The organism is Paenibacillus lutrae (genome assembly GCF_009757775.1).
Classification (GTDB): Bacteria; Bacillota; Bacilli; order Paenibacillales; family NBRC-103111; genus Paenibacillus_F; species Paenibacillus_F lutrae.
The window spans coordinates 1-26,378 of the sequence record NZ_RHLK01000010.1; the positions used below are offsets into that span (position 1 = coordinate 1).

At 50.0% G+C, this 26,378-nt stretch carries 25 protein-coding genes and 1 riboswitch; of the genes, 15 read left to right on the plus strand and 10 right to left on the minus strand.

The features are described 5' to 3' along the window. The first annotated feature begins 313 nt into the window (after positions 1 to 313). Together EDM21_RS16395 and EDM21_RS16400 are read left to right on the plus strand one after the other, a co-directional pair. Positions 314 to 1,372 (plus strand): Gfo/Idh/MocA family protein, encoded by a 1,059-nt coding sequence (locus EDM21_RS16395; RefSeq protein ID WP_068774768.1) that lies wholly within the window; start codon positions 314 to 316, stop codon positions 1,370 to 1,372. Positions 1,373 to 1,393: 21 nt separating this feature from the next. After that, positions 1,394 to 2,266 (plus strand): sugar phosphate isomerase/epimerase family protein, encoded by an 873-nt coding sequence (locus tag EDM21_RS16400; RefSeq protein ID WP_157337172.1) that lies wholly within the window; start codon positions 1,394 to 1,396, stop codon positions 2,264 to 2,266. Between the two features lie 153 nt (positions 2,267 to 2,419). On the opposite strand, the gene EDM21_RS16405 is transcribed toward EDM21_RS16400, so the two are convergent. Genes EDM21_RS16405 through EDM21_RS16415 form a run of 3 tightly spaced genes read right to left on the minus strand, consistent with a single transcriptional unit; the run spans position 2,420 to position 4,979 of the window. Next, on the minus strand, positions 2,420 to 3,271 hold the full coding sequence (locus EDM21_RS16405; RefSeq protein ID WP_157337174.1) for a MetQ/NlpA family ABC transporter substrate-binding protein: 852 nt from the start codon (positions 3,269 to 3,271) through the stop codon (positions 2,420 to 2,422). A 39-nt stretch (positions 3,272 to 3,310) separates the two neighbouring features. Then, positions 3,311 to 3,970 carry a methionine ABC transporter permease gene (locus EDM21_RS16410; protein ID WP_068774771.1) on the minus strand — a complete coding sequence of 220 codons (660 nt, stop codon included), beginning with the start codon at positions 3,968 to 3,970 and terminating at the stop codon, positions 3,311 to 3,313. Beyond that, on the minus strand, positions 3,957 to 4,979 hold the full coding sequence (locus EDM21_RS16415) for a methionine ABC transporter ATP-binding protein (protein WP_157337176.1): 1,023 nt from the start codon (positions 4,977 to 4,979) through the stop codon (positions 3,957 to 3,959). The genes EDM21_RS16410 and EDM21_RS16415 overlap by 14 nt, the downstream gene beginning before the upstream one ends. 84 nt (positions 4,980 to 5,063) lie before the next feature. After that, positions 5,064 to 5,185, minus strand: a riboswitch (SAM riboswitch). A 154-nt stretch (positions 5,186 to 5,339) separates the two neighbouring features. Here EDM21_RS16415 and EDM21_RS16420 point away from each other — a divergent pair. Beyond that, positions 5,340 to 6,125 (plus strand): alpha/beta hydrolase, encoded by a 786-nt coding sequence (locus tag EDM21_RS16420; protein WP_157337177.1) that lies wholly within the window; start codon positions 5,340 to 5,342, stop codon positions 6,123 to 6,125. 184 nt (positions 6,126 to 6,309) lie between these two features. Here the strand turns inward: EDM21_RS16420 and EDM21_RS16425 are convergent, their stop codons facing one another. The 3 genes from EDM21_RS16425 to EDM21_RS16435 form a co-directional block, all read right to left on the minus strand. Continuing rightward, entirely contained in the window at positions 6,310 to 6,996 is a 687-nt protein-coding gene (locus tag EDM21_RS16425) for a DUF6483 family protein (RefSeq protein WP_157337179.1), read from the minus strand. A 99-nt stretch (positions 6,997 to 7,095) separates the two neighbouring features. Further along, positions 7,096 to 8,076, minus strand: coding sequence for a YpdA family putative bacillithiol disulfide reductase (locus EDM21_RS16430; protein ID WP_157337181.1), 981 nt, complete (start codon positions 8,074 to 8,076; stop codon positions 7,096 to 7,098). A 250-nt stretch (positions 8,077 to 8,326) separates the two neighbouring features. After that, complete coding sequence (locus EDM21_RS16435) at positions 8,327 to 9,775, minus strand: SulP family inorganic anion transporter (RefSeq protein ID WP_157337183.1); 1,449 nt, start codon at positions 9,773 to 9,775, stop codon at positions 8,327 to 8,329. Positions 9,776 to 10,198: 423 nt separating this feature from the next. Here EDM21_RS16435 and EDM21_RS16440 point away from each other — a divergent pair, with 423 nt between their 5' ends. After that, complete coding sequence (locus EDM21_RS16440; RefSeq protein ID WP_157337185.1) at positions 10,199 to 11,431, plus strand: aminopeptidase; 1,233 nt, start codon at positions 10,199 to 10,201, stop codon at positions 11,429 to 11,431. A 56-nt stretch (positions 11,432 to 11,487) separates the two neighbouring features. Then, positions 11,488 to 11,763 carry a HesB/YadR/YfhF family protein gene (locus EDM21_RS16445; protein ID WP_157337187.1) on the plus strand — a complete coding sequence of 92 codons (276 nt, stop codon included), beginning with the start codon at positions 11,488 to 11,490 and terminating at the stop codon, positions 11,761 to 11,763. Between the two features lie 131 nt (positions 11,764 to 11,894). Here the strand turns inward: EDM21_RS16445 and EDM21_RS16450 are convergent, their stop codons facing one another. Beyond that, a complete protein-coding gene (locus EDM21_RS16450) occupies positions 11,895 to 13,439 on the minus strand; it encodes an MDR family MFS transporter (RefSeq protein ID WP_157337189.1) in 1,545 nt (514 codons plus the stop codon). 151 nt (positions 13,440 to 13,590) lie between these two features. Between EDM21_RS16450 and EDM21_RS16455 the strand changes: the two genes are divergently transcribed. Genes EDM21_RS16455 through EDM21_RS16465 form a run of 3 tightly spaced genes read left to right on the plus strand, consistent with a single transcriptional unit; the run spans position 13,591 to position 15,078 of the window. Beyond that, positions 13,591 to 14,034, plus strand: coding sequence for a MarR family winged helix-turn-helix transcriptional regulator (locus EDM21_RS16455; protein WP_157337410.1), 444 nt, complete (start codon positions 13,591 to 13,593; stop codon positions 14,032 to 14,034). After that, positions 14,024 to 14,761 (plus strand): AzlC family ABC transporter permease, encoded by a 738-nt coding sequence (locus tag EDM21_RS16460; protein WP_166542067.1) that lies wholly within the window; start codon positions 14,024 to 14,026, stop codon positions 14,759 to 14,761. Before EDM21_RS16455 ends, EDM21_RS16460 begins: the two co-directional genes overlap by 11 nt. Continuing rightward, positions 14,752 to 15,078 carry an AzlD domain-containing protein gene (locus tag EDM21_RS16465; RefSeq protein WP_157337191.1) on the plus strand — a complete coding sequence of 109 codons (327 nt, stop codon included), beginning with the start codon at positions 14,752 to 14,754 and terminating at the stop codon, positions 15,076 to 15,078. Before EDM21_RS16460 ends, EDM21_RS16465 begins: the two co-directional genes overlap by 10 nt. Here EDM21_RS16465 and cdaS read toward each other — a convergent pair. Continuing rightward, entirely contained in the window at positions 15,075 to 15,719 is a 645-nt protein-coding gene (gene cdaS, locus EDM21_RS16470; protein WP_157337194.1) for a sporulation-specific diadenylate cyclase CdaS, read from the minus strand. The two genes, EDM21_RS16465 and cdaS, sit on opposite strands and share 4 nt — an antisense overlap. Positions 15,720 to 15,970: 251 nt before the next feature. Here cdaS and EDM21_RS16475 point away from each other — a divergent pair, with 251 nt between their 5' ends. The 4 genes from EDM21_RS16475 (at position 15,971) to EDM21_RS16490 (ending at position 20,833) form a co-directional block, all read left to right on the plus strand. Further along, positions 15,971 to 17,053: a lactonase family protein gene (locus EDM21_RS16475; RefSeq protein ID WP_157337196.1), complete on the plus strand. Its 1,083-nt coding sequence runs from the start codon at positions 15,971 to 15,973 to the stop codon at positions 17,051 to 17,053. Between the two features lie 239 nt (positions 17,054 to 17,292). Beyond that, on the plus strand, positions 17,293 to 18,558 hold the full coding sequence (locus tag EDM21_RS16480) for a multidrug effflux MFS transporter (protein ID WP_157337198.1): 1,266 nt from the start codon (positions 17,293 to 17,295) through the stop codon (positions 18,556 to 18,558). A 231-nt stretch (positions 18,559 to 18,789) separates the two neighbouring features. Continuing rightward, positions 18,790 to 19,392: a nitroreductase family protein gene (locus EDM21_RS16485; RefSeq protein ID WP_157337200.1), complete on the plus strand. Its 603-nt coding sequence runs from the start codon at positions 18,790 to 18,792 to the stop codon at positions 19,390 to 19,392. 148 nt (positions 19,393 to 19,540) lie between these two features. Continuing rightward, positions 19,541 to 20,833: an N-acetylmuramoyl-L-alanine amidase gene (locus EDM21_RS16490; RefSeq protein WP_157337202.1), complete on the plus strand. Its 1,293-nt coding sequence runs from the start codon at positions 19,541 to 19,543 to the stop codon at positions 20,831 to 20,833. A 171-nt stretch (positions 20,834 to 21,004) separates the two neighbouring features. On the opposite strand, the gene EDM21_RS25410 is transcribed toward EDM21_RS16490, so the two are convergent. Then, positions 21,005 to 21,121: a YjcZ family sporulation protein gene (locus EDM21_RS25410; RefSeq protein ID WP_338044005.1), complete on the minus strand. Its 117-nt coding sequence runs from the start codon at positions 21,119 to 21,121 to the stop codon at positions 21,005 to 21,007. A 427-nt stretch (positions 21,122 to 21,548) separates the two neighbouring features. Here EDM21_RS25410 and EDM21_RS16500 point away from each other — a divergent pair, with 427 nt between their 5' ends. Together EDM21_RS16500 and EDM21_RS16505 are read left to right on the plus strand one after the other, a co-directional pair. Further along, the gene (locus EDM21_RS16500; protein WP_157337206.1) at positions 21,549 to 22,100 is read left to right on the plus strand and encodes a hypothetical protein; all 552 of its coding nucleotides are present in this window, start codon (positions 21,549 to 21,551) and stop codon (positions 22,098 to 22,100) included. A 118-nt stretch (positions 22,101 to 22,218) separates the two neighbouring features. Further along, positions 22,219 to 22,458: a hypothetical protein gene (locus EDM21_RS16505; protein WP_157337208.1), complete on the plus strand. Its 240-nt coding sequence runs from the start codon at positions 22,219 to 22,221 to the stop codon at positions 22,456 to 22,458. Between the two features lie 414 nt (positions 22,459 to 22,872). Here EDM21_RS16505 and EDM21_RS16510 read toward each other — a convergent pair whose 3' ends face one another. Then, a complete protein-coding gene (locus EDM21_RS16510) occupies positions 22,873 to 23,913 on the minus strand; it encodes a lytic polysaccharide monooxygenase (RefSeq protein WP_157337210.1) in 1,041 nt (346 codons plus the stop codon). Between the two features lie 877 nt (positions 23,914 to 24,790). Between EDM21_RS16510 and EDM21_RS16515 the strand changes: the two genes are divergently transcribed. Next, positions 24,791 to 26,317, plus strand: a complete 1,527-nt coding sequence (locus EDM21_RS16515) for a glycine betaine uptake BCCT transporter (RefSeq protein ID WP_157337212.1) — start codon at positions 24,791 to 24,793, stop codon at positions 26,315 to 26,317. Positions 26,318 to 26,378: the final 61 nt, after the last annotated feature.

Here is a 26,378-nt window from a genome sequence, read left to right on the forward strand (position 1 = left end):
AGCCACCTGGCTTTGGAGAACCGGTGGCTCAAAACAGAAACTTACTGCATTTTTGAGTTTTTTATTTCTCCAAACAAGACAAACTCCTGAGTTCCATTCGGAACAAAGGAGTTTGTCTGCAATCTGAAAGCATACCTGATAAATCGGGTGTGCTTTTTTGTTTAGTCGTGCAGGTTTTATCTTGATAAATAATATTAATCACTATAACTAAAAAAATGTTCACTGCTTCCTTAAATTAGCTTGAAGACGTTTCCTTTTCATGCAAGAATGGAGGAGGAGTGAACTCTATAGACAATGGAGGAGAAGGAGAAGCATGTCAAAACTTAAAATCGGTGTCATTGGTGCCGGCTCAATTTCCGAGTATCATTTCGGCGCGTACGCAAAGAACAGCCAAGTCGAAATTCACGCGGTATGCGATCTGAACGAGGAGCGGGCCAAGGCCAAGGCTGATAAATACGGTGCTGTGAAAACGTTTACCGACTATCACCAGCTATTAGCCGACCCCGAAATCGATGCGGTCAGCATTTGCACATGGAACAATACGCACGCAGAAATAAGTAAGGCTGCCGTAGAAGCAGGCAAGCACGTACTCGTAGAGAAGCCGCTGTGCAAGACTGTAGAAGAAGCAGAACAAGTACAGGAAGCCGTGCGCAAGTCGGGCAAGGTGCTGCAGGTCGGGTTTGTGCGCCGTTTTGGAACGAATACAAACGTAGCCAAACGTTTTATTGAAGCGGGCGAACTGGGTGAGATTTACTACGCCAAAGCTACTGTTCTCAGACGCCTCGGCAATCCTGGCGGATGGTTCTCCGATGTGGAACGTTCCGGCGGCGGGCCTGTTATTGACATTGGGGTTCATGTAATTGATCTTTGCTGGTATTTGATGGGCAAGCCGAAGGTGAAGTCCGTATCTGCCGTTACATATGACAAGCTGGGCAATCGTTCACATATTGAGAATTTAAGCTTCTATAAGGCTGCGGATTACGATGCGGCCAAGAATACGGTAGAAGATATGGCTTCTGCTCTGATCCGTTTTGAGAATGGGGCGGCGCTGTCCGTAGAAGCAAGTTTTACCCTGCATGCCAAGAAAGATGAAATTTCCGTTAAATTATTCGGCGACCAAGGCGGAGCTGAAATCGAGCCTGAACTGATGATCGTAACGGAGAAACATAACACAATTCTTAACCAGACTCCACAGATTGATCACCTGACCTTTGATTTCGAAGCGGGATTCCTTCGTGAAGTGGATCATTTCGTCGGCTGCTGCCTGGGCAACCATGAGACGATTTCCCCCGTTGAAGACGGCTTAGAGCTGATGAAAATTTTGTGCGGTATTTATGAATCCAGCGCGGCAGGTAAAGAAATCGAATTATAATAGTCGGAGGTAAACAGCTATATGAGTATTCCGAATCCAATCGGCGTCATTGTAGACAGCTTCGGGCTGCCTGTACGTGAAGGCTTGCAGAAAGCCAAAGAAGTTGGAGCAGACGGCGTTCAAATTTATGCCATCAAAGGTGAAATGTACCCGGACAACCTGAACCCGGCTCAGCGCAAAGAGCTCAAGGCGTATATTGATTCATTGGGGCTTGAGGTATCCGCATTGGTAGGCGATTTTGGCGGACACGGTTTCCAGGTTCGTGCGGACAATAAAGAAAAGATCGAGAAATCCAAGCGCGTGATGGATCTCGCACTGGAACTCGGTACGAACATTGTTACGACGCATATCGGGATCGTTCCTTCCGAGCAGGACGAAATCTTCGAAGCCATGCAGGAAGCTTGTGAAGAGCTGGGGCAATATGCAAAGAGCATGAACGGCTATTTCGCAATCGAGACAGGCCCGGAACCGGCTGCCCATCTCAAAAGCTTCCTGGACACGCTCAGCACCAACGGCGTATCCGTTAACTTTGACCCGGCTAACATGATCATGGTTACAGGTGACGACCCCGTACAAGGCGTATATACACTCAAAGACTATATCGTTCACACCCATGTGAAAGACGGCCTGCGTCATCAGGAATTTGACCCGCGTATTCTGTACGGAGCGGTAGGCTTTGAGCCGATGGGACACGAGCGCATTGCAGACATGCTGCGTGAAGGCAAGCTGTTCGAGGAGCTGCCGCTGGGTCAGGGCAAGGTTGATTTTGACCAGTACTTCAAAGCGCTTCAAGATATCGGATTTAAAGGCTATCTGACGATAGAACGTGAAGTAGGGGATAACCCTGCCGAAGATATCCGTAAAGCAGTCGAGTTTATTAAAGCATACCGTTAATAATCAGGCTGGCCGGGCTAGGACAAGCACGCCGCCGGACATTAACGGCGCAACAAAAAAACCTTTCCAACCGGACCTCCGGCGGAAAGGTTTTTCGTTCCTGCATCCCAGTCATGGAATACCCAACTGGGATAATAATCCAGTTGTCTGAAATTAGAATGCTGGAATGATGGAGCCTTGGTACTTGTCTTCGATGAATTTCTTAACTTCTGGCGTTTGCAGTGCTTTGATCAGTTTTTGAACCGCTTCTGCGTTTTTGTTATCTTCACGCGATGCAATGATGTTCACGTATGGAGAATTTTTATCTTCGATGAAAAGAGCGTCTTTCGCCGGTACCAGCTTCGCTTCAAGCGCATAGTTGGTGTTGATCAGGGCAAGCTCGACTTCGTCCAGTACGCGCGGCAGCATGGCTGCTTCAAGCTCTCTGATTTTCAGGTTCTTCTTGTTCTCGGTGATGTCTTTCGCGGTACCCGTGACGCCAACGCCTTCTTTGAGCTTAATCAGTCCGCTCTTCTCAAGCAGGGCCAGAGCGCGGCCGCCGTTTGAAGGATCGTTCGGGATCGCGACGGTTGCTCCGTCTTTAATTTCATCCACGGATTTTACTTTACGGGAATACCCGCCGAAAGGCTCGATATGAACGCCGCCTACGCTGGTAAGTTTGGTACCTTTGTCTTTGTTGAATTGATCCAGGTAAGGCTGGTGCTGGAAGAAGTTTGCATCAAGCTGTTTCTCGCTCAGCTGAGTATTCGGCAGAATATAGTCGGTAAACACTTTAACTTCCAAAGTGACGCCTTCTGCTTTGAGCTTGTCCTTCACGGATTCGAGGATCTCTGCGTGAGGAACGGCGCTTGCGCCCACCTTGAGCGTTACTTCTTTGGGTGCGCTCCCGGAGCCGCTACCGCCTTCAGGGGAAGGAGTTGCACCGGATTCAGGCTTGTTGCCGCAGGCCGACAAAGCAGCGAGGGCGATAATCAGGATAAAGACGAACAGCGTATTCTTTTTCATCTTGCAGGTTTCCTCCTTTAATGAGTTCTATTTATCGCATTATTTGCGCGTGAAGTGGAGAACCAGACGGTCTCCGATCATTTGCAAAATTTGCACCAGGATAAGAAGAATGACGACGGTCGTGATCATGACCTCGGTCTGGAAGCGCTGGTAGCCGTAACGGATCGCCAGGTCACCCAGTCCGCCGCCGCCGATCATACCGGACATTGCGGTGTAGGACACCAGTGTGACCGTGGTGATCGTAATGCCGGCGACTAGGCCCGGCAGGGCTTCCGGAAGCAGGACGCGGCGTACGATCTGTCCGCGTCCCGCACCCATGGACTGCGCGGCTTCGATAATGCCGCGGTCCACTTCGCGCAGGGCCGTTTCGACCAGCCGTGCGAAGAACGGCGCCGCTGCAATAACAAGCGGCGGAATGGTTCCTTTGACGCCTATGGATGTGCCGACGAGTACTTTGGTAAGCGGAATGACCGCGATCATCAGGATGACGAACGGGACAGAACGCAGTACATTGACGACAAAGGACAAAATAATATTGGACAACCGGTTCTCCAGCAGGTTGCCTTTGGAAGTCAGGAAGAGCAGAATTCCGATCGGCAGTCCGATTACAAAAGTGAACACGGCGGATAATCCGAGCATAATAAGCGTATCATTAGTAGCTGTTCCGATCTCGCTCCAGTCGAGTCTAGACCAATCCATGGTTGTACACCTCCACATCAAGGCCGCTCTCGCGAAGCAGGACGATGGTCTGCTCGGCGGCCTCGGCCGGTCCTTGCAGCCTTACGACAAGCTGGCCGTAAGGCGTGTTCTTCATCCGGGAAATCGTTCCCTGCAGGATCGAGAAGGTTACGCCGGTCTGCTGTACGGCTCTCGATAGAATCGGATCGTAAGTCGTCTCACCCAGGAAATTAATCTGGATTACGGTGCCGGCATCCGTCTGGTCTGCTGCCGCTGCATCCAGTTCCACCGGGTCGGCGACCTGCTCGATAAATTGCTTGGTGACCCCATGCCGGGGTTTCAAGAATACCTCGGCAACAGGCCCCTGCTCGACGATCTGACCGGCATGGATGACGGCGACACGGTCACAAATCGAGCGGATGACGTGCATTTCATGCGTAATGAGCACGATCGTGATATTCAGCTTGCTGTTAATGTCCAGCAGCAGAGCCAGAATCGAATTCGTCGTCTGCGGATCGAGAGCCGATGTGGCCTCATCGCACAGCAGCACGTCCGGATTCGTCGCAAGCGCTCGCGCGATGCCGACTCTCTGCTTCTGTCCGCCGGACAGCTGTGCGGGGTATTTGCGGCCCTGCTCGCCAAGGCCGACAAGATTCAGCAGCTCGCGGACTCTGGCCTTCACAGCGGATTTGCTTGTCCCCGCCAACCGAAGCGGGAAAGCGATGTTCTCTTCCACGGTTGCGGAAGAGAGGAGGTTGAAGTGCTGGAAAATCATGCCGATGCGGCGGCGCTGCTCCTGCAGACGCTTCGTGCTCAGAGATGTGAGATCGACTCCATCCACAATAACCTTGCCTTCAGTCGGACGCTCCAGAAGATTGATGCTCCGGAGAAGCGTGCTTTTACCGGCGCCTGAATGACCGATAATACCGAAAATTTCACCCTTCGCAATCGTGAGATTGATTTCTTCGAGGGCATGCGTTGTATGCGAACCGCTGCGGTATTCTTTTCTCAATTGCTGCAGCTTGATCATAGCTTCACCTTCTTTGCTCGGAAAAATAAGAAAAAACCCGATTTGTATAGGACAAAAAGGGCTTTTCGGATATCGAAAATGACCTTCTCATCTGCCAGAACCGATTAGGATTCTGAAGGAATTGGCACCATGTCATTGCGGAAAAATCGCTGCAATCGGTTGCCGGGCTTCGTCGGGCCTTGTCCCTCCGCCACTCTTGATAAGAAAATTTAGCATATACAGTTGTCTGGTTTGCTAAGGGTTTGCTTCTTTTTTGCTTCTTTCATTGAAAAAGACAATTCCGAGTATAACCTAACGGAGTTTGGTAAGTCAATCATTATTTCACCATAGGTTATTTAACCAAAGTCAGGAGAGAATAAGATGGCATTTATCCAATGTGATTTCTATTCGGAAGTACTGGGCGTATCTACGTCCGTGAATGTTCTTCTACCCGAGCAGACGAGTACACAAATCGGGATGGAAGGCAGATCGTCCGGGCGCAAGCACCCCACGCTCTATTTACTTCATGGCCTGTCCGATGATCATTCCATCTGGATGCGGCGCACGGCTGTCGAACGATACGCGGCTCCGCTCGGAGTCGCCGTCATCATGCCGAATATCGGAAGGAGCTTCTATACGGATATGGCCTGCGGGTACAACTATTGGACGTTCCTGTCTGAAGAGCTTCCGAGGGTCTGCCAGTCCTTCTTCCCGTTATCGGACCGGCAGGAAGACACGTTTGTCGCCGGTCTTTCCATGGGAGGTTATGGCGCATTCAAGTGGGCCCTGCGCCAACCCGGCCGATTTGCAGCCGCCGCGAGTCTGTCGGGAGCTATGCGTGTGCAGGAGATGGCTGAACGTGTTCCGCATGATTACCGGTTAATCTTCGGAGAAGGCAAGGAACTTGCGGCGGAGAATGATCTTTTTGCCCTGGCTGCCAAAGCGGCAGAGGAGAAGACCGCTCTTCCCCGGTTATATCAATGCTGCGGAACAACCGATTTCCTCTATGAGGAAAATACGGCTTTCCGCGACCATTTGACGAGTCTGGGAATTCCGTCTCACTACGAAGAGGAAGAAGGCACAGCTCATGAATGGGCCTATTGGGACAGGCAGATTGCCAAAGTGCTGAACTGGCTCCCTTTACACGGACCCAAAGATAAGGAATGAAGTTAACGTAGCAGCAGCTCAAGCTGAGAAGAAGCTCTGAATAACTAAGAACCGACTGCTTAAGCTTACAGCCGTATAAGCTTGGTTCTTGCCAGATAACCGCTCCCATACAGCGTATACGCGAAACCGGCGACTGCTTCTTGGGCAGCGGTTTTTTGGATATAACGACCCATACCGTTGTCAGTTATGTGGCGGATTGCTCCAGCCGGGGCCAAGCAGATTTCCATTCCTGGAGTCCGAGTTCGACTTCGCTGCGGGGAAGTCCGCCGTCCTCAAGCTCCTGATCGCTCAAATGAAGCAGCCGCTCGTAGAAATGTAATCCCCATTCAGGAAGCTGCCTATCATCACTTATCTCCCGCCCAAGTTCATACAGGATGTTCTCCGCTTCATCGAAGCGGCCCCGGTTTGCAAAGTATTCCATTTGCTTAAAGTGGGCGGCAGGGGACAAACGGTAAGCTTTCAGCCGGTTCTGAAGGGCCTTAATTTCCTCATGTACCGGAATATCTTTGGTATCGGCGCCCTGCTCGGCCGCATGGTAGTACAAGAACAGGGCATTAACACGGCGCTGATAGGCTTCCCGTTCCTGTCCCATATCCTCATAGATCTCACCTTCTTCACGAAGCAGCCTGGCTGCCGCGACCAGCTTCTCGTTGTTTAGAGCAGGGCCTGTGCGGAGCATGCGAAACGCATCTTCTTCCTGTACAGAACCGAGTACTTTGGCAGGGGGAAGATAGAATTTTCCATAAAGTTCTCCGAGCGCTTCCAGCGCTTCTTCATGTTTGTTCTCCCTGCGGAGTTTAGCGACCCGGCTTGCGATGGCTTCGATCATTCTTGAAATCATAGTGATCAGATAGTCTTTGCGTTCGAACAAATGAATCCCCTCCATTATGAAGCGTTTCCGTCCTGCCGCTCAGCCGCTAAAATCTGGAGTAAAGCGATGCCGGCTATACTGGCGGCCTTGCGGTACTGCTTACCGGTTCTCCCGCAGGGTAAGCAAATGATCGGCTATCGCTTTGCCGTGCTTACGTCCGCTCTCGATAAAGATTTCATTGGCATTATGACCCGAAGCGATGACGCCGGCTACATACAGTCCGGGTGTGGTCGTTTCCATCGTATCGGGGTTATAGACCGGCTGGAAATACTCTCCCTGAAGCTCTACACCCGAACGGGTAAGCAGGCTGCGGTCCGGCCGGAATCCGGTCAGCGCGAGTACGAAATCATTATCGATGATCTTTTCACTCCCGTTCTCATCAATCGTTACGGTCAGATCGTCGATGCTTACGACCCGTGAGGAATACAGCATGCGGATACGGCTTTTGAGTACCATGCTCTCGAAGATGGGCCTGACCCAAGGCTTGATGCTGGCAGACATCTGGTCTCCGCGGTAAACAACCGTAACATCCGCGCCAACGCGCATCAGGTCCAAAGCGGCATCCACGGCAGAGTTATTTCCACCGATAATCGTTACCTTCATGTTCGTGTAAGGATGGGCCTCCCGATAGTAATGCGTGACTTTGGGAAGATCTTCGCCTGGAATTCCCAGCAGATTAGGCGTATCAAAATATCCGGTCGAAATGACGACCTGGCTGGCATTCGTTACGATTTCTTTGCCCGCACGGTCCACAGAACGCACAACAAAGGAATCCCCCTCTTTACGGATGGAGGTCACTTCCTCATAGCTGCGGATCTGCAGCCCGTAATGTCTGGCTACGTTGCGGTAATAATGCAGAGCCTCTTGTCTGAACGGTTTATCGTTCGGCGTAGTAAATGGAACATCCCCGATTTCCAGCAGATCCGGGGTACTAAAGAACTGCAGGTGGGTCGGGTACTGGTAAATCGAATGTACCAGACAGTTTTTCTCGATAACAATCGCGGGAATCCCCGCTTTTTTCATTTCGACGGCCGCAGATATTCCGCACGGGCCGGCTCCGATAATAACAACTTGTTCCATGAAATAAGCCTCCTTCCGTCACGGATGAAGACAGGCGTAAGATCTTAGGACTTGCGTCTGACATGTAGCGTGGCGACGGTTTTATTCTCATAGTAACGCAATCTTGGCTTCAAAAACAACCGGGCTGCCACGGATTGCCGGAATGGGCCGAGTAAGAACCAAATAAAAACTCATTCCAGGGACACTATGCAGCAGTGCCTACCGGAAATGAGTCTGAGTCTGGTTATCTTATATTGTAGAGATGCGTTACCTAATGCGTCCCGCCAGCCGTACCGGCGATACGTTCCACCAAATGCTTGCTATCTGCGTTCAATCCGGTAACCGATACCTGTTTGTTCATCTGGTGATATTTCGTCAGCACTTTCGTAAGGGCCGCAGCGCCGGACGAATCCCATATATGGGAATGGCTGAAATCAATGATGATACGGTCAGAATCGTCTGTGTAGGTAAATTGTTCGGCAAAATGGGTGGTTGCCCCAAAAAACATTTGGCCGCGCACCTGATAGGTTGCCGTGTTTCCCTGAAGGGTCCGCGTGACACGGATTTTGGACATTTTGTAAGCGAATACTACCGCGCTCAGGAGCACGCCCGCGAATACGCCTTTGGACAGATCGTGAGTGATTACCACAATACTTACCGTAACGATCATGATGATTGCGTCCGAAAGCGGTACCCGGATCAACCCGGTAATGGATTTCCAGTCAAAAGTTCCGATCGATACCATGATCATGACGCCGACCAAGGCGGCCATGGGAATCTGTTCAACCACTTTACCCAGTACAAGTATGAGGAATAGAAGAAATATACCGGCGACCAGTGTGGATAGACGGGTGCGTCCGCCGGATTTAACATTGATTACCGACTGTCCGATCATGGCGCAGCCTGCCATACCGCCAAAGAAACCGGTGACGATATTAGCCAAACCCTGTCCGCGTACTTCCCGGTTCTTATCGCTTGGCGTATCCGTCATTTCATCCAGGATCGTTGCGGTGAGCAGTGACTCCAGAATCCCGACAAGCGCCAGTGACATGGCGTATGGAAAAATAATGGCAAGCGTTTCAAAATTTAAAGGGATCATCGGCAAATGAAACAAAGGCAGGGTGCCTGTAATTTGTCCCATGTCACCGACGGTACTGACCTCCATACCGAAGCCGATCGTAATGGCCGATAGGATCAGGATGGCTGCAAGAGCCGACGGAATAACTTTGGTAAATCTGGGCAGTACATAGATAATGAGCAGGGTAAGCGCGACAAGTGCGTACATGACCCAGTTTTGACCGATAAAATGGGGCAGTTGAGCAGCAAAAATAAGAATGGCTAACGCGTTGACAAAGCCGGTCATAACGGATTGGGGTACAAACCTGACCAGTTTGCCAAGCCGGAGCAGCCCGAGAATCACCTGCAGAATCCCCGTGAGAACGGTAGCCGCAAACAAGTATTCCAGCCCGTGATCTTTCACAAGCGTGACCATCAGGAGCGCCATAGCACCCGTAGCTGCTGAAATCATGCCCGGCCTGCCGCCCGTAAACGAAATGACGACTGCCATACAAAAAGACGCATAGAGTCCCACCATAGGGTCGACACCCGCTATAATGGAGAACGCGATGGCTTCAGGAATGAGCGCAAGGGCGACGGTTATGCCGGATAAAATATCACTGCGCGGATTGGAAAACCAGGTTTTATTCAGTTGAGTAAGCAAGACAACTAATCCTCCCGTATTTATACAATTTGGATAATGACTTTCCACTCTCAGAAAAGTCGGGGCCGATGATTAACTAGGTGACATTATAGCGGAGGAATGAACTGGATTCTAATCGTCTCTTGCTTAAAAACGGGTTAGAATACGGCGGTTTCTACAGGATGCTCATTTATTCGCCCGTTTTGTTTGTTTTTTAACTTATTTTGTTGTAATCGCTCGTTTATCTGGTTTCATTACAAGGGAAAGGTTTCTGTCAGGATATCGTTCGTATGCTGTCTCTTTCAAGAGAGGCCCGGGATGCTTGGGCTGACAGACGTGCCGGACTTTCTTTTTGCGCAGCTGAGGAGTAAAGTTAGGGGAGGGAAATACGTTTTACCTGGACAAGATTACCTACATAAAATTGAACCTTAAGGGGCAGCAGATATGAATTCTTTTGAGAACAAACTGGACAAATATGCAGAGTTAGTCGTTAAAGTCGGGGTGAATATTCAGCCGGGCCAAGTCCTATATATTGAGTCGCCGATCGAATCGGTTGAATTTACGCGGATCATAGTGCGGAAGGCTTATGAAGCCGGGGCAAAGTATGTGCAGGTGGAATGGAGCGATGAAGCGACGACCCGGATCCGCTACGAATCCGCACCGGATGAGTCTTTCTCTTTCTACCCGGAATGGACAGCGAGAATGATGGAGCAAATCGCGGAAAGCGGCGGCGCCTTGCTCAATATAAAAGTGCCGGACCCCCAGCTGTTCAAAGGGATAGACACTTCGAAGGTGTCCCGGACAAGCAAAGCGGCCTCTATAGCCAGACAGCGGTTCCAAAGCTATGTCCGGAGCAACAAGTTCAGCTGGTGCCTGGTCAAGGCACCGACCAAGGCGTGGGCGGCCCGGGTATTTCCGGAGCTGCCTGAGCACGAACAGATCGAGGCTATGTGGGAGACGATTTTCCGGTTTAACCGGGTGGATAAGGAGCAGCCGATCGAAGCCTGGCAGGAGCATATCAGGCAGCTGACCGAGACACATGAGCATTTGAATGCCAAGAAATACCGCAGATTGCACTATAAAGCTCCGGGTACCGACTTGTCCGTAGAGCTACCTGAAGGGCATCTGTGGCTCGGAGGCGGTTCGGTCAACGAACAGGGCGTGTATTTCGTGGCGAATATGCCGACAGAGGAAGTCTTTACGATGCCCAAGCGGGGCGGAGTTAACGGTACGGTCAGCAGCACGAAGCCGCTTAATTTAAACGGACGGCTGGTAGACAACTTCCAGCTGACCTTTAAAAACGGCAGGGTGATTGACTACAAGGCCGAAGTAGGGATGGAGCATCTGACCTCGCTGCTGCAAACGGACGAAGGGGCGAATTACCTGGGTGAAGTGGCGCTCGTTCCGCATGATTCGCCTATTTCGAATCTGGGCCGTATTTTCTATAATACGGGAATTGACGAGAATGCTTCGTGCCACTTTGCATTAGGCAGCGCCTATCCGTTTACACTGGAGAATGGAACGAAGATGACCCCGGAAGAGCTGTTGGCGCATGGGGGTAACGTGAGTCTGACGCATGTCGATTTCATGATCGGGTCCGCTGATCTGGACATTGACGGTGAACTGCCTGACGGTACCATGGAACCGATATTCCACAGCGGAAATTGGATCGCATAAGAAGAAGAGAGAAGTCTCAAACAGTGAATCTCAAACAGTGAAAGGGGGCGGCCGAGATGGGAATCCGTGTATCACCGGGTGCAATCGCGTGTTTTAAAGGAGACTGGGGCTTTCAAAGCGGAGATCAGGTTCGTATCTTTGTCCGTTACAGCGGAGGCGGAGAAGACGCTTTTACGTTCGGTATTATGAAAGATTCACCGCATTATCCCGGTGTGACTGCCGAGGAGGATGGAATCAGCTTCTTTATGGAACAGAGCGACATTTGGTATCTGGAAGGCAGAGACCTTGTGATCGACGGCAACGGCGAAGATATTTCTATATCACGTGTATGAGTGTTCATGAGTTCATCTCAATAGCAGGCGCAGGGGCTTTCGCATCGGCGAAGGCTCTTTGTCCTGTGTTTACAGGGTGCAAAAAAAGAACAGCTCCATAGGAACTGTTCACGGAATGATTGGGCTGAAAATCAGATTCTGGAAGCGCCGCTTGTTTCTTTGTCCGCTTCCTTCGATGAGATGACGCGGGAGTTCCCCATGAAGAATACCGTGATGACCGCAATTCCGATCGGAATTAAGGCGAGCATAAAGGTATATGCGATCGATTGAGACATCGCATCTGTAATTTTAGCGAGGATGTCCGGTGGGATTTGGGCCCGCGCCTCCGCTTGGAAAAGCTGCTGGGGTTTGCTCATATCGATTCCACCCATTGCAGCGCCTCCGGCCATCCCTTGGAAGGATTCCGCGAGCTTGTTACTGAATGCATGGCTCTGAATCGTGCCGAAGACCGTGATCCCGATAGTCATGCCAAACGACCTCAAGAAGGAGTTCGTAGATGTCGCGGTTCCTCTGAACCGGGGGTCCAAATTGTTAGTTGAGGCCGTAGGAAGAAGGGAGAACGAGAAGCCGACTCCGAATCCTGCGATAATCATAAACACGGTCAGCATGCTGCGGCTAGTCTCCGGAGTCAGTCCTCCCAGCAGGAACATGCCGATGAAGAAGGAGAAAACCGAAATCAGCATGAGGTTGCGGAAACTGGTCTTCGCCAGGAAAATCCCGCCGATCGCACTGCCCGCTACACTGCCGAGCATCATCGGAGTCAGAATAAGGCCGGCATTGGTAGCCGATCCTCCGAAGACCGCTTGAACGTAGATCGGAATATAGACGGTCAGAATGATAAAGGTGGCTCCGTAGAGAACAGCCAGTATCTGAGACGTTGCGAACAAGCGCTGCTTGAACAGCCAGAAGGATATGATCGGATCTTTGGCCTTGGTTTCAATGATAAAGAACAGGACAAAGAATACAGCAAAGCTTACGAATAAACTGATGATGGGAGTGGAATCCCAAGCAAATCCGTCCTTACCGCCGAGCTCAAGCGCGAACATGAGACTGACGACAGCCACGACCAGTGTTGTGGCGCCCCACCAGTCGATTTTTTGTTTCACATGCTGTTTGGATTCGTGATAGTACCGGACGATTAAGATCAGAGATACGATCCCGATCGGAACATTGACGTAGAACACCCAATGCCAGCTTATGTATTCGGTGATATAAGCTCCGAGCAGAGGACCGAGTACGCTCGATGCTCCGAATACGGCACCGAGCAAACCGGTCATCTTCCCGCGTTTTTCCGGAGGGAAGATATCGAATACAATTGTGAAGGCAATCGGCATCAGGGCTCCGCCTCCGATACCCTGAATAGCCCGGTAAATGCTGAGCTGTACGATATCCTGCGCAATTCCGCACAATGCCGAACCGATCAGGAATACGATTAATCCGAACAGGAAGAACCGTTTGCGCCCGTACATGTCCGAGAGCTTGCCGAATATCGGCATTCCGGCCATCGTTGTAACCATGTAAGCCGAGGTGACCCAGACAAACTTGTCGAAGCCGCCCAGATCCGAGACAATCGTGCCCATTGCAGTAGCGACGATGGTGTTGTCCATAGCTGACATCAGAATGGCGAGAAGCAGTCCGGTTACGACATACTTAAGATTAGTGTTTTTGTCTATCAAAGCGGTTTCTCCTTTGCAAACTGTCTTAGATTCGATAAAATAAATAAAATCCCGTCATCCGTTATCTTGATGGTCAAGATATTTTCTAGTTTATGAGGAGGAATTTTCCTTGTCAAGTGATTTACCTGTGCAACCTACACCGGTACCTGCCATGATTTCGCAGATGAGAAAGCTGTCGACAAGAATCGTTCTTTTTCATCAAAATGCTGCATCTTCCATCGGTGTCATCCATACGGATTTAAAAACAGCCGATATCTTAAATGAAACCGGTCCGATCACGGCCGGAGAACTCAGCAAAATTACGGGTCTGACAACCGGCACCGTCACGGCTCTTCTAGACAGGCTGGAGGACGTGGGATTTATTACCCGGCAGAAAGATCCAAGAGACGGCCGCCGTGTAATCATCGTTCCCAACCTGGAGCGTCAAAAGTCCTATCACACCCTGTATGAGCCTCTGTCTCAGCATACCCAAAAACTTTGTTCGTCCTATACGCAGCAAGAGCTGGAGGTCATTCATTCTTTTCTCACTCAAATGACTGGAGTCTTTGAACTTGCAAACGAACAGATAGGAAGCTATTCCCGTGATCAAGAATAGATCCTCTGCGCTAGAGGAATCAGGCAGAGAATCTACGCAGGAAGATACGTTCCGGCAGGGGGTCAAAGATTGTGTGCCTACCTTACTCGGTTATTGGAGTATCGGATTTGCCGCAGGTGTCGTAGAGAAGACTGCGGGAATGAGTCTGGCAGAGATCGCTCTCTTGTCTTTGCTGCTGTACGCGGGCTCCGGTCAGTTTATTGCGGCTGGAATGATCGCTGCGGGCCAGTCCGTTCTGGCGATCGTCGCGACCATATTCTTCGTGAATCTCCGGCATTTGCTTATGAGCGCCGCTCTAGCTCCTTATTTCAGCAAATTCACCTGGTGGCAGAATGTGACGATCGGTTCCCAGCTCACAGACGAGACCTTCGGGGTAGCGGTCAACCGGGGAGCGGTCCGGAAGCGGCTGTCCTACAAGTGGATGCTCGGACTTAATTTGACGGCTTACCTCAATTGGTTCGCCGCCAATATGGCAGGCGGATTTCTGGGGGAGCGTATTTCCGATCCGGAGCAATTCGGCCTCACCTTTGCGCTTGCAGCCATGTTTATCGGGCTGCTTGTTCTGCAGCTTGCGGCGCGCAGGCAGCTGCGGCTTGATCTGATTGTAGCGGTGACGGCAGCTGCGACGGTCGTAGGCGGAAGTTATGTACTGAATCCGAATCTGAATGTTCTTGCAGCTATTCTGGTTGCAGCGACGGCTGGGCTGGTGATTGAGAAATGGAAATAAGAGAATGGTTCTGGTGGATGATTGCCGGTACATCACTCGTGACATGGATTCCCCGTGTGCTGCCTCTGCTTGCACTGAGCAAGCTTCAGCTGCCCGACCTGGGAACAAGATGGCTCCGGCATATCCCGGTTGCCGTCATGGCCGCGCTGCTGGCCCAGGAACTGCTTCTGAGCGAAGGCCGGTTTAATCTGACAGATAATGCGCTGGAACTGCTTGCGGCGCTCCCGGCTATCTGCGTGGCCGTATGGACGCGAAGTTTATTCGGTACTGTAATCGCAGGCATTGTCAGCTTCGCACTATGGAGACTGGTGCTCTAAACGCTCATCTGATTCGAAGCGGTCTGCTGCGGAACAATGGGATACAAATTCCCCTTCGAGGCAAAAGAAACCTTCCCTGTTTCCTCAGAGACAACGAGTATGATGGCGTCGCTTAATTCAGATAACCCGATTGCAGCCCGGTGACGGGTGCCAAGCTTGGGTTCAGGCTGAATGATATGAGACAGCGGCAAAATATTTTTGGCCGAAACAATCTGATTGTACCGAATGAGAACGGCTCCGTCGTGCAGGGGAGTGCCCGGGTAGAACAGAGACTCCAGCAGAGACTGAGTGACTTCAGCGCCGATCGGTATGCCGGTTTGAATGATGGGTTCAAGCGCGTCGCTTCGTTCGATTACGATCAATGCACCGTGCCGTCTCCGGGACAAATTCTGGACAGAGATGGAAAGTTCCGTGTATTTATCGGTAAACGGCGACAAGTAGCAGTTTAAGTAAAAGGTGGATGCACGGGATTCGATGCTCAGAAAACTCTCTTTAATCTGTTCAATTTCCTTAAGCATGCAGTAATTATCCTGATCGAGGGTTTCGATGCTTTTCTGTATTCTGCCGGTCAACAGCCGCATATCTTCTTTGAGACTTTCTTTCATTGGGGAAAAGTCACACTCTTTATAGGGGGAAAGCATGAATCCACTTCCTTCTTTTGTAAGGGTAAATTAAAGGGTCAGTTAAATTGTTTACAGACGGGCTCTAGAATAATCACCTGAACAGGATTCCTTTGTTTGATTTTGCTAAGGGATACGGTGTACATTTAAAGGAACCGTCCGTATTGGAAAAAAATATAAGGTTCTATCCTGCCGCTGCGGAAGGTCTGTACGGCGGTGTCATTACGGAAATAATCGACTACATATACAATCCAACCGAGGAGGAACACTTTATGACAACATTATCGGACAAGCATTTCATTATGATAGGTTCTTATGCGGAAGCGGACGGACCCGGTGTGTACGCAGCCCGGCTCCATGAAGAAACCGGAGAACTGACGCTGCTGGATGAGGCATCCGGTCTTAAAAATCCTACTTTCCTGGATGTGGATACAAAAAGCAGCAGAGTGTATGTTATATCGGAAGCGGCGGCGGATGACGGCGGAAAAAGAGGGGAAGCCGTCTGTTTAACGCTCGACCCGGCAACCGGGAAGCTAAGCTCTTACAGCCGGGCGGCAACGGTCTCAGCGCCCACCTGTCATATTCAGCGCGACCGGAGCGGCAAGTTTCTGGTCGTATCCAGCTATCACGGGGGACTCATCGGTCTGGTTGCCGTGAATGAGGACGGGACGATCGGGGAGCTGCTGGATGTGAAACAGCATGAAGGTTCAGGCCCGAATCCGGAGCGGCAGGATCAACCGCACCCTCACTCGGCACTGTTCAGCCCGGACAACCGTTTTGTGTTCATCCCTGACTTGGGCTTGGACCGGATTGTCGCCTATGCGGTTGATCCGAAGAACAAAGTTCTGGAGCTCCACGGAGAGACGAAGCTCCATCCGGGAGCAGGTCCCCGTCATATGGTTTTCCATCCTAGCGGTAAATTTGCTTATGTGATCAATGAAATTGACTCGAGCCTGACCGCGTTCGCTTATGAGGCGGAATCGGGACAGCTGAATCCGATTCAGACTCTTCCCACCCTTCCGCCGACCTATGAGGGCGACAACATTTGCGCAGAAGTGACGGTATCGGAAGATGGTAATTATTTGTACGGCTCCAACCGCGGCCATGACAGCATTGTCGTCTGCAAGATCGATCATGGTTCGGGCAAGCTCAGCGTGATCGAGCATGTTTCTACGGAAGGTCAGCATCCCCGTCATTTTGCCTTGACCCCGGGAGGGCGTTATCTTATTGCGGCTAACCGCGATAGTGACAACGTGGTAACTTATCGGGTTGATTCGGGCAGCGGCCGGCTGGAGTTCACAGGATATACGTTATCCGTATCCAAACCGGTATGCGTGAAGCCTTGCTACTTGTAGGGATGCAGAAGAGGAAAGGGAGTACCGGAAAGCTGGCAGAGGAAAGAGAGTAACGAAAAGCTGGCTCCAAAAGCAGGCCCTTCTGCCCGTCAGATGGGCTTGTTTCCTGTGCACAGCCTAACCAGGTTTGCGCTCGAAGCCGTATTGACACGCAGTTAAGTGTGCGTTAGTGTATACGTTGATCTTGACATTCTCACAAGATGGTTTCTTAATTTTTATACAAAGATAGGATGATGGTGATGCCAGGTACGGGAAACAAGCGGGAAGAGAAGGGAGTTCAAAGCCGTACTTCTTCCTTCCGCTCGAACAAAATATGGCTCGTTTTTGTATTGGGCGCTCTGTCCGCCTTCGGACCGCTGTCGCTGGATATGTATCTACCGGCGCTGCCGCTGCTGGCAGATGATATGGACACAACCGCTTCACTGGCACAGCTTAGTTTGACTTCCTGCTTGCTCGGCTTGGCGGTCGGCCAGATTTTTGCAGGCTCGATCAGTGATATCAAAGGCCGCCGCCTGCCTTTGCTCGCAGGCCTCGGTGTCTATACGGCAGCCTCGCTCCTGTGTGCCGTTGTGCCGTCGATCTGGAGCCTGATCCTGCTCCGCTTTATTCAGGGAATGGCGGGTGCGGCAGGGATTGTCATTTCCAGAGCGGTGGTGAGGGACCTTTACAGCGGCTCGGAGCTGACGAAGGTTTTCTCGCTCCTTATGCTCATTAACGGAGCGGCACCCATTCTGGCGCCTATTGTGGGGGGACAGCTGCTCCAGTTCACATCCTGGCAGGGCGTATTCCTAGTCTTGGCATTAATCGGTATTCTCATGCTGGTGGCGTCATTGTTCGGTCTGCCGGAGACGCTGCCGGCGGAGAAAAGATTCAAGGGAGGCATGAAACAGACCATCGGAACCTTCCGGACTCTGCTTCGTGACCGGATGTTTATGGGGTATGCCCTGACGCAGGGGCTGATTTCCGCGGCAATGTTCGCTTATATCTCGGGATCTCCTTTTGTCATACAAAATATTCATCATGCCTCTGCGCAAATGTTCAGCCTGTTCTTCGCCATTAATGGCATCGGCATTATCATTGCCGGGCAGATTGCCGGGCGTTTGGCCGGCAGGGTCAGTGAAACGAAGCTGCTCGTCAGCGGCCTGCTTATCGCTTCATTGGGAGGTGTAACGCTGCTTGCTATGATTCTTGCCGGAGCAGGATTAACTGCCATTCTTATCCCGCTTTTCTTCGTAGTATCGAGTGTCGGGCTTGTAAGCACCGCCAGCTTCTCCCTTGCGATGCAGAATTACGGTCATTCGGCAGGAAGTGCTTCGGCACTGCTAGGGCTGCTCTCTTTTATACTCGGTGCAATGGTCGCGCCCTTGGTAGGAATTGCAGGAAGCGCAACAGCGGTACCGATGGGAGTTGTGATTGCCGCTTCCGATCTCGGGGCTGTTCTGTGCTACTACATCATGATCCGCCGCAAGCCTGCCGAAGCTCCGCAAGCCACTCTTTCCAGTTAGACGGAGCCTGTATCTAATGTTTAATGTTTAATGTTTACCATACAAGAAACCGGACAGATGACGCCTGTGTCGCTTTGTCCGGTCTTTTTTGGGTTTGTCGGCTTCGAAGAATAAAGCAGTTATAGAATACGCACTCTATCAACGGTATTTTTAAAAAAAGGGTTTACTTTTCTAAAGAATACGTTACAATAATAAAGTAGGTTACTAACAAAACGTAGGAGGCTATACAATATGGCTATGGATTTTATTACAGCTCTTAAGAACAGACGCTCCATTTACGGAATCAGCAAAGAAACCGTTGTTTCAGAAGATAAAATTCAGGAACTGATTAACGAGGCTGTTAAGCATACGCCTTCCTCTTTTAACTCCCAAAGCGCAAGAGTCGTTCTGCTTTTAAATGAACAACATGATAAATTCTGGGACATTACGAAAGAAACCCTGCGCAAAGTTGTGAACAATGAAGAGCAGTTTGCTTCTACCGCAGACAAAATGGCTGCCTTCCAAAGCGGTTCCGGTACCGTTCTTTTCTTCGAGGATCAAAGCGTTGTAGAAGGACTGCAAAAAAACTTTGCGCTGTATGCAGACAATTTCCCGATCTGGTCTCAACACTCTTCGGGCATGCTGCAGTTTGTGGTATGGACCAGCCTGGAAGCTGAAGGTCTGGGCGCTTCCCTCCAGCATTACAACCCGCTTGTTGATGAAGCTGTGAAACAAGAGTGGAACATTCCTGCGAGCTGGAAGCTGATTGCTCAAATGCCTTTCGGCAAACCGACGATGCAGCCGGGCGAGAAGGAATTTCAGCCGCTTGAAGAGCGTGTAAAAGTTTTTAAATAAATTGACATAGGGTGCAGATGCACAATGATGAGCCGTCTTCATATGAAGGCGGCTTTTGAATTTTGTAAATAAAATGGACAGACACACTCGCATAAAGTCAGAATTATCATAAACTATATGTATAAACGCAAAATAAGAGGTGAGGCAGATGGAAGAGTACGGGATAAGTGCAGCGGCTGTGACCAGACATCCGATTATGGGCAGGACAAAAGCTGATGCGAGTAAAATTACGAACTTTATCCGCACCGTAAATCCGTCTTTCAATGCAGAGATCGCCCGCAACTTTGTTGACATCGGCGCCAAATACGGCGTCCGCGGAGACGTTGCTGTTGCACAGTCGATACACGAAACCAACTGGTTCCGGTTCGGGGGAGATGTTAAACCGGAACAAAACAATTTCGCGGGCATCGGCGCAACTGGCGGTGTTCCCGGCAACAGTTTCCCGACTATAGCTGCCGGTGTTACCGCACAGATTCAGCATCTATATGCTTATGCTTCGAAAAATCCGCTCCCGGGGGGTGAAGCGATCATCGATCCCCGCTTTCATTTAGTTACGCGCGGCATTGCCCCGAATTGGGAGGATCTGTCCGGCAGGTGGGCAGTCCCAGGATACGACCGGAAGAAATACGCATCGCTGCAAGACGCCTTGCAAGCCGGAGAGACATACGGTCACTCTATTCTGAAGCTATACAATAAAATGATGGCCTCCGGCCCGGCAGCTCCCGTTCTTCCCCTCATCGTGCTGGACGCGGGACATGGCGGGAAGGACTCCGGCGCACAAGGCAGCGGACTTGTAGAGAAATCACTCGCACTGCATCTGACCTTGAAAGTCCGGGATCGTTTAATAAACACTTACTCCGCGAATGTAAAGCTGACCCGGGATACCGATGTGTTCGTGGAATTGTCTGAACGGGCAAATTTGGCCAACAGATGGGGTGCCGCTTACTTCGTTGCTCTGCATCATAATGCAGGGGGCGGGGAAGGATTCGAGACCTATGTGTATCCGGGAACCCGGAATGGAGCAAGTGGTCAGAAACAAAACGTCGTTCATGATGAGATCATGAAGTTTTTGAGTACGCAGGGCGTGAAAGACCGTGGTAAGAAAGAAGCGAATTTTGCCGTTCTCCGCGAGACTAAAATGGATGCTCTGCTGATCGAGAATTTGTTCGTGGACAATTTGATTGATGCAAATCTGCTGAGTAATCCGTCCTTCTTACAAAGGCTTGCCGATACGATTGGAGATGGGGTGGCAAAAGCAATGGGCCTTCATATACCCGGCCCTTCGGGTCCTGATGACTGGAAACTTGAAGCGGTTGACTGGCTATACGAACAGGGGCTTCTGACAGATCCGGTATGGAAACAAAATCTCGAACAGCCTTTACCTCTGTGGGCTGAAGCACTTATTCTCAAGCGTCTCTACGAACAGATTATGAACAAGTGAGGTGTGCGAAAGGTTACCGGGACCACGGATAACGTCTTCGTGGTCGGCTCGGCGGCGGTGAACCCTTTCACATAAGAGCTCAGTAAAAAAACTGGCGCCGAGGGACGGCGCCAGTCGAACGATTGTTGTGTGCAGGCTTAGAGTAAGCCCCCAGCACCGCTGCACGGCTGATTAATACAGAAACGCACGGCTTATGATGACCAACAGGATAAAGAGAACCAGAATGGCTCCGGTACTTGTAAAGCCAACTCCGCCACCATAACCGCCAACGCCACCGACTCCGCCGATTCCGCCGACTCCGCCGATTCCGCCGACTCCGCCGATTCCGCCGATTCCGCCGACTCCGCCGACTCCACCAGCTCCACCAACATAACCCATTCGTATCCAGCTCCTATTCGGTAAAAGATTGTTAGAACGAGATAGAATATGCACTTAAACGGAGAGGGGACTGTGCGAATGTCCCTGTTCCAAAAGAAAATAGCAAGGTCAAGCATCAAGACAACCTGATCTTTATATGATGTAAGATATGAGGGGATGAAGGGAGGGCAGACCCCGGTATCCACTTAACAAAATTCGGGATAGTTGTGACATTTAATAGAAATTTATAAATATTTAGAAAAATCACTTAAGTTTCGGCAGGATTTTGCGGTATCCAGCAAGAATACTAATGAATCGCGGTTTATACTCACAGTATGAATGGAAAGGAGAGTGGATCATGGACATGGGAAAATTGCAGTCGGAAGGATTGAGTGCGACAGGAGCATGGCCTTTTTTCGTAGAAGGGGTATGCAGCGGATTGGAAAGTTATCTGGATAAGGAAATGGGAAAGCGGCAGCAGACCCAGAAACCAGCTATTAAAAAACTTGAACTGGGGATCGTAGAAGATGAAAGATGCCGCACACTCCTGCAAGATTTAACAGCCGCCAGCGGGTTACCCTTGTTTGGATCAGAAGAGGATCTGTTCGGTTTCCCGGTGATGTGGGTCGGAACGAATGGCCTCTGGTACGGCTGTTCAGGTCTCAACGCGACGACCGCTCTAAGGCGTGCGCTGCAAATGGCGCTGGATCACGTACACAACGTGACCGATCATGCGGATGGCACATGGAGGCTAGACGATGTGACGCTGGATGATCAGGCACCCCGAAGTGTAGATATACCTTCGAATGATGATTCAGCGATGTCCGAACTTTTGCAATCTGCCATGCAGATTCTGGACCGGAGCGGAAAACGCCTCTTAGTTTTCGATATAGCGCTGGAACGTTTCTGAAAGCGAATACAGATATTCGCCTATATCATTGGCAGGCAAGATGAAATGTAATCGTCCTGTTTGACTTCCTTCGATTTGAGGTATTTAACCTATACCAAATCGAAGTGAGGTGAGTTGTATGCCAGAACCTAAGAAGACCGAACAAGAGATTGAACAGCAGACTCAACAGAAGGGAAACCGCGATCATCCAGAGCAATATCCGACGGAGAAAGAAAGTCTCTTCGATATGTATGAAAGTCAGCAGAATGTGGACCCGATTCCTGTGGAAGATTTAAATATAGAGCAGCAAGAAGAGAAAGATAAGGAAGGAACCAAACACAATTCCTCCAGTCCGGATAAATATCATTCGGGTTTTTAGGTGAAAGAGGTACGTATTGTGAGTGACGGTGAAGAAGACAAATGGATAATAGACATAGCAATGGCCGATTTTCCAGTGGAATCCGGTCATTGCTATTTCTGTTGGAATCCGGTTTTAGTTGAGGCGAAGGGGGAATCCAGCTGAAAGCAGCACCTGCGGAAAATAGCGGATTTTCAGGATTTGCGGTCATAATCGGCGGGACGATCATCGACTGGCTCACCATTGATGCTTTGTTCTACTTCAGTGCTATCTTATATGCGGGAAGTTCCTGGTTGATCTGGAGATAACGGCGAGTAGCGTTCGGAGTCTCTAAGCAGGAGGAAGTACCGGGCGGGGGAGAAACTTTGAAATTTTCTTCATAGAAAAAGACCGCTCAAAATGAAACTTTTGAGCGGCCTTCTTTACATGGTTAGATTAGATCGCTTGCCATACGCCAGCGGATCCAGGAGTTTCACCTTGTGTCCACCATTTAGCTTGGTAAGAAACACCGTTGTGTGTTACTTTGCTGCCGCCTACATAGGCAGTTGCAGCATTCCAAGCAGGGAATGCAGAGCTGTCACCAGCAGTTTTAACGGACAGAGCAGAGGATGCGATAGATTTCGTGCCTGCATTGTCAACAGCTTTTACCGTGTAGGAGTAAGTTGTGTTAGCAGTCAGACCTGCATCGGAATAAGAAGTCGTCGTAGTTGTACCTACCAGTGTGTTGTTGCGGTATACTTCATAGTTCTTGATACCGCTAGCTGCTGTGGAAGCAGACCAGCTAAGGCTCACGCTGGAAGTAGTTTGAGCGGAAGAAGTCAGGTTTGCTGGAGTCGATGGTGCTGCAGGTGTAGCGCCACCGCCATTGTTACCACCCAGGTTAACGTCGATTACGTTGTAGAAAGCGTTACCTGTGTCGGAAATTTCCCATACTGCCAAGATTACGTTGTAGCCAGTGCGGTCAGTTGGGATGTTGCAAGAATGAGTTACGCTGAAATCAGGGCGTTTGCCGCCATCATTGAAAGAGCAGAACAGGTCGAAGTCGGAACGAGCAAGTGTCTTGTTAGGGTTCCAGCCTGGCTTAGTGATGTAGTATTTCCATTCTTTAGTTGCGTGAGCAGCAGTCAATTTCCATGTGAAGTTGTTAGCGCCAGTGTTCAGGTTTACTTTAGTCCAGCGGTCAGCTGTCTGAACGTTCAGTTCAGGGAATGCGCCAGCGCCTGCGATTTGACCGTCAGCAGGACCTGCAGCAGGGTAGTTACCTTTAGCTTCAAGGCTTTGCGGCTCGTATTGAATAGCTCCACAACCTACGTTAGCGCCAGTTTTACAAAGAGCCGCGCGGCTAGCAGGGCCTTCAATGTAACCGTGTGCAGAAGCGCTTTTAGCAAAAAGAAGTGAAAAAGCTACCGCCAGCATTACCATCACAATGCCAGTAAGGACTGGCGATACCTTGAATAGTCTTGTTTGTTGAACCATAGTATAATATTCCTCCTAGTAGTTGTGTTTAGTACGTGCAAGATGAATCCGCTTTCATTAGTAAGAAAAATAGTAGTTCAAAAGCATCGAATTAGTAGCTCAACTCGAAATCAGGGAACTGCTGTAATTCCATTTGAATCCTCATGCAACAAATCGTCTAGTGAATCTAAGCTGATCGACCTCCTGTTCATATTCCTTGCTTCCTTTATCTTCTATCCCCTCACCTCCTTCATAACAATGATTATAAACTAAGTTGGCGAAGTTTTAAACTGTTATTTTAACTATTTTTATACAAACTTGTCTCCAATTTTGTGTCGAAATTTGGTGGAAAATTCCTCTATTTGATGAACGCCCTCGATAAAAGTTATTTTGATCCCGATTGTTATAATAACTAAGTGATTAATTTCCATTTAAAAAGAAGAAGAAGTATTTCTTGATTCCTGAGTAAACCTAGGCAGTGAGCGGGACGAGAGGTTTCGTGATGTAGAATATTCAAATTTATTGTCGAAAAAAAATGGAAGTTGGCTAAACGTCTCTGTTATACCTGAATGAGGAGGACTTGGCCAAATACTATTACCTGAATGAAGAATGTCCAGCAAATCGTACGGCAAAACGGCGAAAAAAAAGCTTGAAGAATACGAATTTTTGAAAAATGGATTCAGAAAGATGCCTGAAAATGGTGGCATAAACATCAGTCGCAGTCTATTTGTTGAAAAATCGGACCTGCTGGTGAAACTCACGGAGGAGAGGAACCGGCAAAAAATCACTAAACGATGGAATGGATAATTAACGAAAACAAACCAAATACTTAGTATGGAGAAGCGGAAGAAGAGGCTCCTTTTTTGTTTGCTTGAGTTGCGGTAAAGGAGGAAGTGGGATGGTTTTTGGTATTTCGATCGTAATTATATTGATTTTCGTGCTGTGGGGAGCTTTGGCGCCAGTGCAATTTGCTTCAGTGACCGATGCGGTTTACAGCTATTCGATTTCCAATTTCGGATGGTTTTATCTGCTGGCGACATTCTTGTTCCTGCTCTTCTCCTTTTATCTGGCTTTCAGCAAATACGGGAGAATCCGGCTGAGCCAGAATGATGAGCGGCCTGTCTATACACTAGTCAGCTGGTTCGCCATGCTGTTCAGTGCAGGAATGGGAATCGGGCTTGTGTTCTGGGGAGCCGCCGAACCGCTTTCTCATTATTTACTCCCGCCTGAAGGAGCGGAGCCCGGCACTTCCGAAGCCGCACGGCTGGCGATGAGGTACTCTTTCTTCCATTGGGGGCTTCATCCGTGGGCCGTGTATACGGTCATTTCGTTATGCCTTGCGTATTTTCAATTCCGTAAAGGAAAAAAGGGGCTAATCAGCGCCACTTTTGAGCCCCTCCTTAAGGACAAAGTAAATGGTCCCATTGGCAAACTGATTGATACCCTGGCTGTAATCGCCACAGTTTTCGGCGTCGCGACCTCATTAGGACTAGGTACCCTGCAAATTGCGGGTGGATTTAATCATCTTCTGGGCTGGCCGAATTCACTCGGTACTCAGATCGGTATTATTCTGGTGGTGACGGTTCTCTTCCTTATATCGGCTACTTCCGGATTGGACAAAGGAATCAAACTGCTGAGCAATACAAATTTGATTATCGCCGTTGTCCTGATGCTGTTCGTATTCGTGATGGGGCCGACTGCCTTTATTATGGAAACTCTAACGGAATCGTTCGGCGGGTATGTGCAGAATTTGATTCAGATGAGTCTTCGTTTGACACCCTTCTCGGGGGGGAGCTGGGTCGGGACATGGACGTTGTTCTACTGGGCCTGGTGGATTGCGTGGGCGCCTTTCGTGGGCACTTTTATTGCCCGGATCTCCAAAGGAAGAACAATCCGCGAATTTGTCCTTGGCGCTCTTCTGGTACCCAGTATGTTCGGCTGTATCTGGTTTGCCGTGTTCGGAGGAACAGGGCTTAAGATGCAAATATTTGACGGGGTCCCATTGGCGGAAGCGGTTCAGAAAGATACGACAGCGGCACTGTTTATGACACTGGAGCAGCTTCCCTGGGGAACGTTCCTGACAGGCGTTGCCATTGTGCTCATCACAATCTTCTTTATTACATCAGCAGATTCGGCTACCTTTGTGCTTGGCATGCTCACCAGTGACGGCAAACTGAATCCATCCAACCGTGTCAAAATTACATGGGGAGTACTTCAATCCGCGATAGCGATGGTTCTTCTGATCAGCGGTGGATTAGGTGCCCTTCAGACCGCTTCCATTATAGCGGCACTTCCTTTTGCCGTTATCCTGTGTCTGATGTGCGTGTCACTTTACATAGCGCTTAGGGCGGAGGACCAGCAAAGGAAGGAACAAGAGAAGCATAAGCGGGCTAAAGTCGAGAAGCTTTTGAGAGATCATGCCTAGTCCGGCCGTTTCCTGCGTTTATATTTTATTGTCGGGGTGTAAAAAAATAAGTAGAGCGATT